Source organism: Mycolicibacter engbaekii (assembly GCF_002101585.1).
GTDB lineage: Bacteria > Actinomycetota > Actinomycetes > Mycobacteriales > Mycobacteriaceae > Mycobacterium > Mycobacterium engbaekii.
Genome location: NZ_LQOT01000076.1, coordinates 193,299 through 205,328, shown reverse-complemented (window position 1 = coordinate 205,328; position 12,030 = coordinate 193,299). Strand labels below are relative to the sequence as shown.

At 69.2% G+C, this 12,030-nt stretch carries 16 protein-coding genes; 2 read left to right on the top strand and 14 right to left on the bottom strand.

The window, feature by feature from the left end:
• Window positions 1-3: 3 nt before the first annotated feature.
• From dprA to rplS, 8 genes are all read right to left on the bottom strand, one after another.
• The gene (gene dprA / locus AWC02_RS20370) at window positions 4-1,140 is read right to left on the bottom strand and encodes a DNA-processing protein DprA (protein WP_085130619.1); all 1,137 of its coding nucleotides are present in this window, start codon (window positions 1,138-1,140) and stop codon (window positions 4-6) included.
• Entirely contained in the window at window positions 1,137-2,648 is a 1,512-nt protein-coding gene (locus tag AWC02_RS20365) for a YifB family Mg chelatase-like AAA ATPase (RefSeq protein ID WP_085130617.1), read from the bottom strand. The genes dprA and AWC02_RS20365 overlap by 4 nt, the downstream gene beginning before the upstream one ends.
• Window positions 2,649-3,017 (bottom strand): YraN family protein, encoded by a 369-nt coding sequence (locus AWC02_RS20360; RefSeq protein WP_085130615.1) that lies wholly within the window; start codon window positions 3,015-3,017, stop codon window positions 2,649-2,651. It abuts the gene before it with no gap.
• Between the two features lie 148 nt (window positions 3,018-3,165).
• The gene (locus AWC02_RS20355) at window positions 3,166-3,828 is read right to left on the bottom strand and encodes a GNAT family N-acetyltransferase (protein WP_085130613.1); all 663 of its coding nucleotides are present in this window, start codon (window positions 3,826-3,828) and stop codon (window positions 3,166-3,168) included.
• Between the two features lie 42 nt (window positions 3,829-3,870).
• On the bottom strand, window positions 3,871-4,176 hold the full coding sequence (locus tag AWC02_RS20350) for a DUF2469 domain-containing protein (protein ID WP_012393608.1): 306 nt from the start codon (window positions 4,174-4,176) through the stop codon (window positions 3,871-3,873).
• Window positions 4,173-4,886, bottom strand: coding sequence for a ribonuclease HII (locus tag AWC02_RS20345; RefSeq protein WP_085130611.1), 714 nt, complete (start codon window positions 4,884-4,886; stop codon window positions 4,173-4,175). The genes AWC02_RS20350 and AWC02_RS20345 overlap by 4 nt, the downstream gene beginning before the upstream one ends.
• 2 nt (window positions 4,887-4,888) lie before the next feature.
• Window positions 4,889-5,704: a signal peptidase I gene (gene lepB, locus AWC02_RS20340; protein ID WP_085130609.1), complete on the bottom strand. Its 816-nt coding sequence runs from the start codon at window positions 5,702-5,704 to the stop codon at window positions 4,889-4,891.
• A 67-nt stretch (window positions 5,705-5,771) separates the two neighbouring features.
• On the bottom strand, window positions 5,772-6,113 hold the full coding sequence (gene rplS, locus AWC02_RS20335; RefSeq protein ID WP_046320174.1) for a 50S ribosomal protein L19: 342 nt from the start codon (window positions 6,111-6,113) through the stop codon (window positions 5,772-5,774).
• Window positions 6,114-6,495: 382 nt separating this feature from the next.
• On the opposite strand from rplS, the gene AWC02_RS20330 reads away from it, so the two are divergent.
• Window positions 6,496-7,392 carry a serine hydrolase gene (locus AWC02_RS20330; protein ID WP_085130805.1) on the top strand — a complete coding sequence of 299 codons (897 nt, stop codon included), beginning with the start codon at window positions 6,496-6,498 and terminating at the stop codon, window positions 7,390-7,392.
• An 86-nt stretch (window positions 7,393-7,478) separates the two neighbouring features.
• Here the strand turns inward: AWC02_RS20330 and trmD are convergent, their stop codons facing one another.
• The 5 genes from trmD to AWC02_RS20305 form a co-directional block, all read right to left on the bottom strand.
• Window positions 7,479-8,168: a tRNA (guanosine(37)-N1)-methyltransferase TrmD gene (trmD, locus tag AWC02_RS20325; protein ID WP_085130607.1), complete on the bottom strand. Its 690-nt coding sequence runs from the start codon at window positions 8,166-8,168 to the stop codon at window positions 7,479-7,481.
• Window positions 8,169-8,175: 7 nt separating this feature from the next.
• Window positions 8,176-8,697, bottom strand: coding sequence for a ribosome maturation factor RimM (gene rimM / locus AWC02_RS20320; protein ID WP_085130605.1), 522 nt, complete (start codon window positions 8,695-8,697; stop codon window positions 8,176-8,178).
• Between the two features lie 11 nt (window positions 8,698-8,708).
• A complete protein-coding gene (locus AWC02_RS20315) occupies window positions 8,709-8,951 on the bottom strand; it encodes an RNA-binding protein (protein WP_019736217.1) in 243 nt (80 codons plus the stop codon).
• Window positions 8,952-8,959: 8 nt separating this feature from the next.
• Complete coding sequence (rpsP, locus tag AWC02_RS20310) at window positions 8,960-9,442, bottom strand: 30S ribosomal protein S16 (RefSeq protein WP_085130603.1); 483 nt, start codon at window positions 9,440-9,442, stop codon at window positions 8,960-8,962.
• A gap of 169 nt (window positions 9,443-9,611) precedes the next feature.
• Window positions 9,612-10,031, bottom strand: a complete 420-nt coding sequence (locus AWC02_RS20305) for a nuclear transport factor 2 family protein (RefSeq protein WP_085130601.1) — start codon at window positions 10,029-10,031, stop codon at window positions 9,612-9,614.
• A gap of 48 nt (window positions 10,032-10,079) precedes the next feature.
• On the opposite strand from AWC02_RS20305, the gene AWC02_RS20300 reads away from it, so the two are divergent.
• Window positions 10,080-10,949: a D-alanyl-D-alanine carboxypeptidase family protein gene (locus tag AWC02_RS20300; protein ID WP_085130599.1), complete on the top strand. Its 870-nt coding sequence runs from the start codon at window positions 10,080-10,082 to the stop codon at window positions 10,947-10,949.
• Window positions 10,950-10,961: 12 nt separating this feature from the next.
• On the opposite strand, the gene AWC02_RS20295 is transcribed toward AWC02_RS20300, so the two are convergent.
• Window positions 10,962-12,029, bottom strand: coding sequence for an amidohydrolase family protein (locus AWC02_RS20295; protein WP_085130597.1), 1,068 nt, complete (start codon window positions 12,027-12,029; stop codon window positions 10,962-10,964).
• Window position 12,030: the final 1 nt, after the last annotated feature.

Here is a 12,030-nt window from a genome sequence, read left to right as displayed (position 1 = left end):
GAGCTACCGGCGGCCGCGGACGATCCCCCAGCTGCCGTCGCGCCGTTGCACCAGACCGGCGAGCTCCAGCATCGCCAGCGGCGCGAGCACCTGCGCCGGGGCCAGCCCGGCTGTCCGGGCGACCTGATCGACGGTGACCACACCGCGGCCGGGCAACGCCTCATAGACCTGACGCTGGTCGGCGCTGAGCCCGTCCAGCGGCGTGGCCGGCCGGGGCGGATCCTCGGCCAGCTCGCCGACCCGGCCCGCCAGCTCGATCACGTCACCGGCCCGGGTCACCACCTCGGCACCGCCGCGCAGCAGCACGTGACAGCCTGCCGAGGCCCCGCTCGTGACCGGCCCGGGAACTGCGGCAACCGGCCGGCCCAGCCGCCGTGCCCACGCGGCGGTGTTGGCCGCGCCGCTGCGTATCCCGGCCTCCACCACCACCGTCGGTCCGGCCAGAGCCGCCACCAGCCGGTTACGGGTCAGAAAACGGTAGCGGGCAGGGCGGACCCCGGGCGGGTATTCGGTGACCAGCAGACCGGCCGCACCGATCCGCTGCAGCAATGCGGAATGGCCTGCCGGATAGGCGATGTCGACTCCGGCGGCCAGTACCGCCACCGTCGTTCCGTCCGCGGCCAGCGCGGCGCGGTGGGCTGCCCCGTCGATTCCGTACGCGCCGCCGGACACCACTGCGACGTCGCGTTCGGCCACTCCGGCGGCCAGTTCCGCGGCCACCGTTTCCCCGTAGGACGTTGCCGCTCGAGTTCCGACGATCGCCACGGCCCGCTCCGCGACGGCATCGAGGCGTGCCGGGCCCACCGCCCACAGCACCAGCGGCGGCCGGCAGTCCGGGGTTGCCGCGGCGCCGGCGCCGCTGAATGCGGCAAACGCGAGCGTCGGCCACTCGTCGTCGTCCGGGGTGATCAGGCGGCCTCCGCGCCGGGCCAGCACCTCCAGATCGTCAGAGGCGACATCGAGATCACGCCGGAACTCGGTGTGCCGGGCCAGCTCCGGTTCGACCGCACCACGGCGGATCCGCTCTGCCGCCTCGACCGGGCCGACCCGGCCGACCAATGCCGCCAGGTCCGCGCGCGGTGGCTCAGCGACCCGGGACAGGTATGCCCAGGCCCGCAAGACGCTGTCCCCCGCGCTCATCGGCCCCGTCCCGCCTGACGAAAGCTCAGGGCGGCGCAGACCTCGTTGGGCCCGGGCGCGGTCCGCCCCGCCAGATCGCTCAGGGTCCACGCGACCCGCAGGGTACGGTTTGCCCCCCGGATCGACAGCAGCCCGCGGTCCAGCGCGGTGCGCAACGGTGCCATCGCCTGGCTGCTGAGCCGAAACCTGCGTCGCAGCAACGCCCCGCTGACCTCGGCGTTGGTGCGAAAGCCGTGCGGCCCCCAGCGCTGGGCGGCCGCGGCACGCGCGTGGGCCACCCGTGCCCGCACCGCCGCCGTCGACTCCCCGTCGTCGGCCGAGAACGCACCCGCCCGGACCGGATGCATCTCCACCCGCAGATCGACCCGATCCAGCAGCGGACCCGACAACCGGCCGAGGTAGCGCCGCTTCTCCATCGCCTTGCAGGTGCAGTCCCGGGGATCGGCCGGTGCGCACGGGCACGGATTGGCCGCCATGACCAATTGGAAGCGAGCCGGATAGCAGGCCACTCCGTCGCGCCGGGCAAGCCTGATCTCGCCGTCTTCCAACGGTGTTCGCAGCGCCTCCAAGGCACTGACCCGGATCTCGGCACACTCGTCGAGGAACAGCACCCCTCGATGCGCGCGGCTCACCGCGCCGGGCCGAGCCATACCGGAGCCCCCTCCCACCAGTGCCGCGACGCTTGAGCTGTGGTGCGGCGCGATGAAGGGCGGCCGGGTGATCAGCGGTGCGCTGTCCGACAGCATGCCCGCAACCGAGTGGATGGCGGTGACCTCCAGCGACTCGCTTTCGGTCAACGGTGGCAGCAGGCCGGGAAGACGTTGGGCCAGCATGGTTTTCCCGATTCCGGGCGGCCCGGTCAGCAGCAGATGATGCGAGCCGGCGGCAGCCACCTCGACGGCGAACCGGGCCTGGGCCTGACCGACCACCTCGGCGAGGTCGGCGGCCGGCTCGGCCACCGGAGCCGCCGTGGCGACGCGGTCCCGCAGCCGTGCCGCCCCCCGCAGCCAGCCGTACAGTTGGCGCAGCGTCGCCACGCCGTAGACATCGATGCCGTCCACCAGGCTGGCTTCGGCGAGGTTGTCCACCGGAACCACCGCAGCAGCCCAGCCGTCGTTTTTGGCGGCCAGCACCGCCGGCAGCACCCCGTGGACCGGCCGCACCCGCCCGTCGAGCGCGAGTTCCCCCAGAAGTACGGTCTTGTCCAGCAGTGACCACGACGCTTTGCGTTCCGCGGCGAGCACCGCCGCGGCCAGCGCGACATCGTAGACGGAGCCCATCTTGGGCAGCGTCGCCGGCGAGAGCGCCAGGGTGAGCCGGGCCGCGGGCCAACGCTGGCCGCTGTTGGTGATCGCCGCCCGCACGCGGTCGCGTGACTCCTGCAGAGCGGCGTCGGGCAGGCCCACCAGGTGCACCCCGGGCAGCCCCGAGGTGATGTCCGCTTCGATCTCCACGATCAGCCCGTGCAGGCCGCGCACCGCGACCGAGAACGCCCGTCCCAGCGCCATTCAGCCCACCCCCTGCAGATGGGTGATCTGCACTCCGTTGCCCGGACCGATCCGCACCCTGATCACGTCGAGGCGGACCGCTTCCCACCGGTATGGCTGGCCCACCAGCCAGACGCCGGCCAGCCGGCGCAGCCTGCGCACCTTCTCCGGCGGCACGGCGTAGGCCAGCCCGCCGAAGCCGTCACCGGTGCGGGTCTTCACCTCGATGAAGACCACAGCGCGCGCCGCAGGATGGTGTGCGACGACATCGAGTTCGCCATACCTGCAGCGCCAGTTGCGGGCCAGAATCGACCACCCCTGGCCGATCAGGTAGTCGACGGCCGCTTGTTCTCCGAGCGCCCCCAGCGCGGCGCGAGTCCTGGTTGTCATGCCGGTCAGGGTGGGTCACCACCCCGACAGCGTCGCGCCCGCCGGTTGCCAAATCCACTGTCTCAGCGGCGGTTATCCCCAGTGCCGGCTTCATCCACAGCGACGAGCAGGACCCTCGCCGGTAGGGCGACCGGGCGGGTCGGCCGGCTTATCCGGCGTGGGCCCCCGGTGCACGCACGATCAGCGGCACGCCGGGAAAGTAGGCGGCCATCTCGCTGCGGGCACGGCGCAAGGCAGCGGTGCCGTAACCCTTCTTGCGATGCTCGGGGTGGATCCAGATCCGCACATTGACCTCGTTGTGGTGCAGGTCGCCGAAGACCATGCCCACCTTCTGCCCGCCGGCGACGGCGACGAGCCATGCGGCGTCCTCGTCGTCGACCCGCGACAAGCCCGAGTTGATCTCGTCGTCCAGACCACCGGCCGGGCCGCCGGACCCGTCTCCGCTGGCGCCGACGTCGGCGGTGCGCAAGGCGAAGATGTCGCGATCGTCACCACCGAACGGGCGCAGCTGGAGGGAGTCCGAAGAACTCGCCGGCCGATCCCCAAGGGTGAACGTCAGCTCGTTGTTGAGGTCGTCGAGTTCATCGGCGATCCGGCTCCGCGCGTCCTTGGTCAGCTGGTCCAAGCACATGCCGATGACCGCTTCGCAGCCCAGCGGCGAGACGCCGAGCAGCTCCGCGATGGCCTGCACGGCCGAACTGCGGTCGTCGGATTCGACGATCACATCGAGCACCTCATGGCGACGCTCCATGGCCTTGAGCAGGGCGTCTGTGATTTCGCGGCGGGAGACGGCACGGTCGACAGCGGTCATGCGAGCCAGCGTAGACCCAACTCGGCGGGACCGCTGCGGTGTTTACTCCGGAAGCCGCAGCTCGGGCTTTTCGACCTCTTCGATGTTGACGTCTTTGAAGGTGACCACCCGCACCTGCTTGACGAACCGGGCGGGCCGGTACATGTCCCAGACCCAGGCGTCGGCCAGCCGAAGCTCGAAATACACCTCACCGTCGGCGTTGCGCGGCACCATCTCGACGCTGTTGGCCAGGTAGAAGCGCCGTTCGGTCTCCACGACGTAACTGAACTGCCCCACGATGTCCTTGTATTCGCGGTACAGCGAGAGTTCCATCTCGGTTTCGTACTTCTCGAGATCTTCGGCACTCATCTGCTCAGCCGTCCTTCTGCTCGGTTCGTCCCCATTGTCCCAGTCGCCGCTGCACCGGCCATCGCCACGTTCCGCACGTTGACGTACGAGAAACGATGCTGGCTACACGGTCCCAACGCTGCCAGCGCCGCGGTGTGCGCCGCAGTGGAATACCCCTTGTGCTCGGCGAAGCCATAACCGGGATGGTCGGCATCCAGGGTGGCCATGTACCGGTCCCGGCTGACCTTGGCCAGCACGCTCGCCGCAGCGATGCACGCCGCGGCACCGTCGCCCCCGATCACCGGAAGCGAGGGCATGGGCAGCCCCGGCACCCGGAACCCGTCGGAGAGCACATAGCCCGGCCGCAACGCCAGGCCCGCCACCGCGCGGCGCATTCCCTCGATATTGGCGACATGCACCCCACGCGCGTCGACGTCGGCGGGTTCGATGAACACCACGTGATAGGCCAGTGCGTACCTGCAGATCAGCGGAAACAGCTGTTCGCGGGCCTTTTCGGTGAGCTTCTTGGAGTCGTCGAGCGCTGCCAGTGCCGCAGGCTTGCCCGGCCCGAGCACGCAGGCGGCCACCACCAGCGGACCGGCACAGGCGCCCCGACCCACCTCGTCGACACCGGCGACCGGACCGAGCCCACTGCGGTACAGCGCCGACTCCAGTGTGCGCAGCCCCGGCGAGCGACGGATCACCGGGCGCGGTGGCCAGGCCGGAGCCATGGTTAGGGATCCTGCTGCGGGTTCGTCGCTCGGACCAGTCCCCAGCGCGACGGCGGCCACGCGATGAACCTGGTCTTACCGATCACGTTGGCCACCGGCACGGTGCCGGCATCGACGTCGTCTCCGGTGCACAGGATCCGGCGCTGCATGTCGGGCTGCGCCTGCACGGAGTCACAGTGCGCACGCGAATCCGACGAATGGGTGCGGTTGTCACCCATCACCCACAACCGCCCCTCGGGAACGGTCACCGGACCGAACTCGTTGCCCAGGCAGGGATAGACCATCGGGTCGACCATGAGGGTGGCCGGGTTCAGGTAGGGCTCGTGGAGCGGCTTGCCATCGACGGTCAGACCGGTGTCGTTGCGGCACTGTACGGTCTGACCGCCCACCGCAATAACCCGCTTGACCAAGTCGTTCTCGTCCGGCGGCACGAAGCCGATGAAAGACAACGCGTTCTGAACCCAGCGCACCGGAGTGTTGCTCGATCGGATCGATTTGTAGCCCACGTTCCACGACGGGGGCCCGCGGAATACGACGACGTCGCCCGGCTCCGGAGTGCTGAACCGGTAGGTGACCTTGTCCACCATGATGCGGTCACCGACGCAGCCGTGGCAGCCGTGCAGCGTCGGCTCCATCGACTCCGAGGGAATCAGGTAGGGACGCGCTACGAAGGTCAGCGTCAGGTAGTACAGCACCAACGCAATCGCGATCAGCACCACCGACTCGCGCAGTGCGCTGTGCTTGCCGTCCTCGGCTGCCTCGGCTGCTTCAGCTGCCTCGGGAGAACTCTCGGGTGACGGACCCGTGGTTTCGGTCACGAGATCAGCGTAATGACCGCGTCAGCGGTGCCCTTGACCGACCGGAGAAAGCCCCGCGCGGGCAAGATCAGCGCTTTTCCTTGATCTTGGCCTTCTTGCCGCGCAGCTCACGCAGGTAGTACAGCTTGGCGCGACGGACATCGCCGCGGACCAGGACGTCGATGTGGTCGACGTTGGGCGAGTGCACCGGGAAGGTCCGCTCCACACCGACGCCGTAGCTCTCCTTGCGGACGGTGAACGTCTCGCGAACGCCGCCGCCCTGGCGGCGGATGACCACACCCTTGAACACCTGGATGCGCTCCTTGGAGCCCTCGATCACCTTCACGTGCACGTTGACCGTGTCGCCGGGGGCGAAGGCCGGGATGTCGTCGCGCAGCGACGCCTTGTCGACGATGTCCAGCGTGTTCATTGCGGAAACACTTCCTCGCAGGTCGCGGCTGCGGACCGACCGCGCGCTTCGTGCGCATTCGGACGGCTACCGAGCCGATGGGTTCGGGCATATTGTCGCACCGTGCGGAGACCGGAACGCCAGGACCCCGCTGCAGAACCAACCGGCGACAACTGCTCAATTGTGCCAGACGCGGCGCAACCAGTGAAATCGCGCAAATCACCGCTGGTCGTTGTGCGCCGAACCACCGTAACCGTGATAATTCTGAAGGCGACCGAACTGCGCGCGCCGAACGTCCACGCGGTAACCTATCCGCCGGGCCGATGGCAGCAGTGTGGCAAGCCCGCAACCCGATGTCGGTGCACCTACGCGTCAAGGAGGCCTACCAGCCGTGCGGCCATCGATGCTCCTGCTGACCGTCGTCATGGTGATCTCCACGGTCGTGTTCGGCTGCGACGAGAAGGTCTATGGCGCCGACGCGGTACGGCCCACGCCGTACAGCGCGCCTGAGGTGGCCCCGGTGGCCACCATGATCGATGTGCCTCGGGCGCCGGCGATTCCGCCGGCCGCGGTGGTCGAGGGACTCGCGGCGCGCATGCAGGAAGCCACCGACGACGCCGCCCAGGTCGGCGCCAACATCTCGGTGGCCGTGCTGGACCGGATCACCCACCAGCTGATCACCAACGGCAACACCCGCCCGATCGCCACCGCCTCGGTCGCCAAGCTGTTCATCGCCGACGACCTGCTGCTGCACCAGCCGGAAGGCGGCCTGTCGGCCGACGACCGGGCCGCGCTGGATTCCATGCTGCGCGCCTCTGACGACGGGGCCGCCGAGACGTTCTGGAACCAGAATGGACGCAACGCGATCATCACACGGGTGGCCGCCCGCTACGGCCTGGCCGGCACCTCGCCGCCGTCGAACGGCGCCTGGTGGAACACCATCAGCACCGCACCGGATCTGGCGCGTTATTACGACATGCTGCTCAATGGGTCCGGCGGCCTGCCCCCGGCCCAGGCCAGCCTCATCTTGAGCAACCTCGCACTGTCCACCCCGAGCGGGCTCGACGGCTACCCGCAGCGGTTCGGGATTCCAGAGGGTCTCTACGAAGAGCCGGTCGCGGTGAAGCAAGGCTGGATGTGCTGCATCGGCAACAACTGGATGCACCTGTCGACCGGCGTCGTCGGACCGGACCGGCGCTACATCGTGGTCGTCGAGGCGCTGCAGCCCAGCGACGATGCCACGGCGCGCAACACGATCACCGAAGCCGTCAAGACCATCTTCCCGGGCGGGCGGATCTAGAAAAGGCGGGTCGCCGTTTATGCCCCGGCGATCGCAAGCGCGGCGAAGCCGGGCGCAGCGGGTCGCCGTTTATGCCCCGGCGATCGCTAGGGTTCCAGCAGATCCGGACGGCGTTCGCGGGTCCGTGCCACGGCTGCCTCGTGGCGCCACGCATTGATCCGGGCGTGGTCACCGGAGAGCAGGACCTCGGGTACTTCCAGGCCGCGCCAGCTCGGCGGGCGGGTGTAGCTCGGCCCCTCCAAAAGCCCGGCGCGATCCGGGGAATGCGAATCGTCGCGTTGTGAAGCCGGATTGCCCAGCACTCCGGGCATCAGGCGCAGCACCGCCTCCAGCATCACCAGAACCGCGGGCTCGCCGCCGGCCAGCACGTAATCGCCGATCGACACCTCTTCAACCCGCATCCGCCGGGCCGCATCATCGGCAACCCGCTGATCGATGCCCTCATAGCGGCCGCAGGCGAACACCAGATGCTGCTCCAGGCTCCAGCGCTGCGCGGTGGCCTGGTCGAACAGTCGTCCTGCCGGGGTCGGAACGATGAGCAGCGTTTGCTCCGAACAGATTTCGTCCAGCGCTTCACCCCAGACCGGCGCCTTCATCACCATTCCGGGGCCGCCACCGTAGGGGGCGTCGTCGACTGAGCGGTGGACGTCGTGAGTCCAGCGCCGCAGATCGTGCACCCCCAGCTCCACCAGGCCGGTCTCGATGGCCTTGCCGGGCAACGACTGCCGGATGGGATCGAGATAGGACGGGAAGATCGTCAGGACGTCAACTTTCACGCCGCGCCTATCCCTCCAGGTCGAGCAGACCCTCAGGCGGGTCGATCACCAGCGTCTGCTCGGCCAGCGACACCGTCGGCACGAATGCGGCGACGAACGGCACCAGCAGTTCCCGGCCATCAATCCGCTTGATGGCGAGCAGCTCGCCGGCGGCGGTGTGCAAGACCTCGGTGACGGTGCCCACCGGCTCCCCCGCCGTGTCGCGGACCGCCAGCCCCTCGAGCTGGTGGTCGTAGAAGGTGTCCGGCTCGGTGATCGGCGGCAGCTCCGCGGTGTCGACCACGAACAAGCTGCCACGCAACGCGTCGGCACCGTCACGATCCCCCACCCCGACCAGACGCAGCAACAGGCGTGCGCCGTGCGGACGCGCCGCTTCCACGACATAGTCGCGTTGCGGCGCACCGGACTTACGGGCATGCAGCGTGGCGCCCGGGGCGAATCGCAGCTCGGGGTCGTCGGTGCGAACCTCGACGACGACTTCGCCGCTGATGCCGTGGGCCTTGACCACCCGGCCGACCGTCAGCTCCATGAGCCGGCCTGCTACCGGTCGGTGTCCACCACGTCCACGCGGATGCCGCGTCCGCCGATACCGGCGACGAGGGTGCGCAACGCGGTGGCGGTGCGACCGCCCCGACCGATCACCTTGCCCAGGTCGTCGGGATGCACGTGCACCTCGACGGTACGGCCACGGCGATTGGTCACCATGTCGACCCGCACGTCATCCGGGTTGTCGACGATGCCGCGCACCAAATGCTCGACGGCGTCTGCCACCACGGCACTCATGGCCGCGGTCAGCTCTCGCCGGCCGACTCGGCGGCCTCGGCAGCGGGTGCCTCGGCGGGAGCCTCAGCCTTTTCCTCAGCCTTGTCGGCTGCCTTCTTGGCCGGTGCCTTCTTCTTCTTGGCGGTGGTGGCCTCGGTGGTCGGACCACCCTCGGCCTCGGCCAGCGCGGCGTTGAACAGCTCGAGCTTGCTCGGCTTGGCGGGCTTGACCTTCAGGCGGCCCTCGGCGCCGGGCAGGCCCTTGAACTTCTGCCAGTCACCGGTGATCTTGAGCAGCTTGAGCACGGGCTCGGTGGGCTGGGCGCCGACCGACAGCCAGTACTGGGCACGCTCCGAGTCGATCTCGATCAGGCTCGGCTCTTCCTTCGGGTGGTAGCGGCCGATGACCTCGATGGAGCGGCCCTCGCGGCGGGTGCGCGCGTCAGCAACCGCGATGCGGTACTGCGGGTTGCGGATCTTGCCGAGACGGGTGAGCTTGATCTTGACAGCCATGAATCACTCCTGCGGTATCACGCTGCAATTCAGCGATGCGGGCGGGTTTGCCCACATCCGGTTTTGCCTCGCGTGTTGGTGTCACGCCACGCGGAAACCCGACAGGATCGCGTCGCAGGGCGGACAGCGCTCCATTGTGCCAGAAGCACGGCGGTCAGCAGAAATTGCCTCAGGGCATCTTCTGGAAGCACTTGGTCTCGGAGCGCCGGCTCATCCGCCAGCCGTCGGCCGTACGGACAAACGCATCGTCGTACCACAAGCCCAACAGCATGGTCGGGTCGTTGTCCGCGCGGAACACCATCGGGTTGAAGCAGAAGGTCCGCGCGGTGGCGGTGTCACCGTCGACCTGGATGGCCGGCAGGCCGAGCATGTGGGAGTAGCCGGCGAAATTGGGCAGCACCTCGGTCAGCCAGGCCTTGACCTCCGGGAAGCGTCCCTCGATGCCACCGAACGCCCGGTAGTCGATATAGGCGTCGGGGGTGAAGACGGCGTCCAGGCCGTCGAAGTTTCCGGTGTCGATCGCGGTCGAGTAGTCGACCAGCAGTTGCTGGATCTCCCAACGGTCCGAAATTTCCTGTTGGCTCAGCATCCCCCGATTCAACACTGCGGCCGGTCGGGGCCGGTAAGGTATGCCGCCATGCGGAAAATCCTGGCCGCAATCGCGGCTTTCGCGACGGTGTTCGCCGCTCCCGCGCTCAACGCCCACGCCGATACCGCGCAGCCCGTCGGCTCGGCACCGGTGCCGGCCGGCCCGGCACCGAACTGGCTCATCGCCGACCTGGACTCCGGGCAGGTGCTGGCCGAGCAGAACGGCTACGCCGTGACACCTCCGGCCAGCACAATCAAGGTCTTGCTGGCATTGGTCGCCCTCGACGAGTTGAACCTCGAGGACACCACCGTGGCGACCGTGGCCGACACCCAGGTGGAGTGCAACTGTGTCGGAGTCCGGCCGGGCCGCAGCTACACCGCGCGTCAGCTGCTCGAAGGCCTGCTTCTGGTGTCGGGCAACGACGCCGCCAACGCACTGGCGGACATGCTCGGGGGTCCCGAGGAAGCGGTGGCGAAGATGAACGCGAAGGCCGCTGCGGTCGGCGCGACGGCGACCCACGCCAGCACCCCCTCGGGGCTGGACGGCCCCGGCGGGCCGGGAGCGAGCACCCCGCATGACTTGGCGGTCATCTTCCGGGCGGCGATGGCCCATCCGGTCTTCGCCGAGATCACAGCGCAACCCTCGGCGGCCTTCCCCACCGATTCCGGGGAGCGTCCGATCGTGAACATGAACGAACTGCTGGCCCGCTATCCCGGGGCGTTCGGCGGCAAAACCGGCTTCACCGACGCCGCCCGCAAAACCTATGTCGGCGGAGCGGCCCGCGACGGCCGCCGGCTGGTGGTTGCGCTGATGTACGGATTGATCCGGGAGGGCGGCCCCACCTACTGGGACCAGGCGGGCGCGCTGCTGGATTGGGGCTTCGCACAGTCCCCCACCTCGGGCGTCGGCAGTCTGTAGTCGGCAGCGCCCCTAGTACAGCCGCCCGCGCAGCATCACCACATCGGGACGCCTGAGCACTTCGGGGCCGCTGCGCGGGTCGTCGGCGAAACACACCAGGTCGGCCGGTGCCCCGTGCTCCAGTCCCGGTGCCCCCAGCCACCGCCGGGCGTCCCAGCATGCCGCGCCCAGCGCCTCGGTCCGGCTCAGACCCACCCCGGTCAGGGCGTTGACCTCATCGGCGATCCGGCCGTGGGCCACCATGCCACCGGCATCGGTGCCGGCGTAGACGGGCACGCCGGCCTCCCGCGCCGCACCGACGCGCGATCGACAGCTGGCGTGCAGGGCGCGCATGTGCGCGGCGTAGGTCGGGTACTTGGCCGCCGAGTCGGCGATGCCGGGGAAATTGTCGATGTTGATCAGTGTCGGCACCAGCGCGGTGCCGTGGTCCAGCATCATCGCGATGATGTCGTCGGTGATCCCGGTGCCGTGCTCGATGCAGTCGATCCCGGCGTTGATCAAGCCCGGTAGCGCGTCCTCGCCGAAGACGTGCGCGGTGACCCGTGCGCCGTGGGCGTGCGCGGCCTCGATGGCCGACTTCAGCACCTCGTCGGACCACAGTGGCGCCAGGTCGCCCACCGCCCGGTCGATCCAGTCGCCCACCAACTTCACCCAGCCGTCGCCACGAACGGCTTGGGCAGCAACGGCTTCGGGGAGCTGATCCTCGTCATCGACGTTGATCGGCAATCCGGGGATGTAGCGCTTGGTCCGGGCCAGATGCTGCCCGGCGCGGATGATCCGCGGCAGGTCGTCACGGTCGTCGAACCCGCGGGTGTCCACCGGTGAACCCGCGTCACGGATCAGCAGGACACCGGCCCGGCGCTCGGCCTCCGCCTGGCGCACCGCCTCGTCGACGTCCACCGGACCGCCGGGCCCGATGCCGACGTGACAGTGCGCATCGACCAGTCCGGGGATGATCCAGCCGTCGGAGAAGACGGTCTCGGCGCCGTCGACCGGCTCAAGGCTGATGGTGCCGTCGACGATCCAGAACTGCACGGGTTCTTCGTCGGGCAGCCCACGGCCCCGTACGTGCAGCGCCAAG

Excerpts from the sequence above, each read along its gene's own strand:
- dprA (WP_085130619.1), bottom strand. The coding sequence starts at position 1,140 with ATGAGCGCGGGGGACAGCGTCTTGCGGGCCTGGGCATACCTGTCCCGG.
- AWC02_RS20365 (WP_085130617.1), bottom strand. The coding sequence starts at position 2,648 with ATGGCGCTGGGACGGGCGTTCTCGGTCGCGGTGCGCGGCCTGCACGGG.
- AWC02_RS20360 (WP_085130615.1), bottom strand. The coding sequence starts at position 3,017 with ATGACAACCAGGACTCGCGCCGCGCTGGGGGCGCTCGGAGAACAAGCG.
- AWC02_RS20355 (WP_085130613.1), bottom strand. The coding sequence starts at position 3,828 with ATGACCGCTGTCGACCGTGCCGTCTCCCGCCGCGAAATCACAGACGCC.
- AWC02_RS20350 (WP_012393608.1), bottom strand. The coding sequence starts at position 4,176 with ATGAGTGCCGAAGATCTCGAGAAGTACGAAACCGAGATGGAACTCTCG.
- AWC02_RS20345 (WP_085130611.1), bottom strand. The coding sequence starts at position 4,886 with ATGGCTCCGGCCTGGCCACCGCGCCCGGTGATCCGTCGCTCGCCGGGG.
- rplS (WP_046320174.1), bottom strand. The coding sequence starts at position 6,113 with ATGAACACGCTGGACATCGTCGACAAGGCGTCGCTGCGCGACGACATC.
- AWC02_RS20330 (WP_085130805.1), top strand. The coding sequence starts at position 6,496 with ATGCTCCTGCTGACCGTCGTCATGGTGATCTCCACGGTCGTGTTCGGC.
- rimM (WP_085130605.1), bottom strand. The coding sequence starts at position 8,697 with ATGGAGCTGACGGTCGGCCGGGTGGTCAAGGCCCACGGCATCAGCGGC.
- AWC02_RS20315 (WP_019736217.1), bottom strand. The coding sequence starts at position 8,951 with ATGAGTGCCGTGGTGGCAGACGCCGTCGAGCATTTGGTGCGCGGCATC.
- rpsP (WP_085130603.1), bottom strand. The coding sequence starts at position 9,442 with ATGGCTGTCAAGATCAAGCTCACCCGTCTCGGCAAGATCCGCAACCCG.
- AWC02_RS20305 (WP_085130601.1), bottom strand. The coding sequence starts at position 10,031 with ATGCTGAGCCAACAGGAAATTTCGGACCGTTGGGAGATCCAGCAACTG.
- AWC02_RS20300 (WP_085130599.1), top strand. The coding sequence starts at position 10,080 with ATGCGGAAAATCCTGGCCGCAATCGCGGCTTTCGCGACGGTGTTCGCC.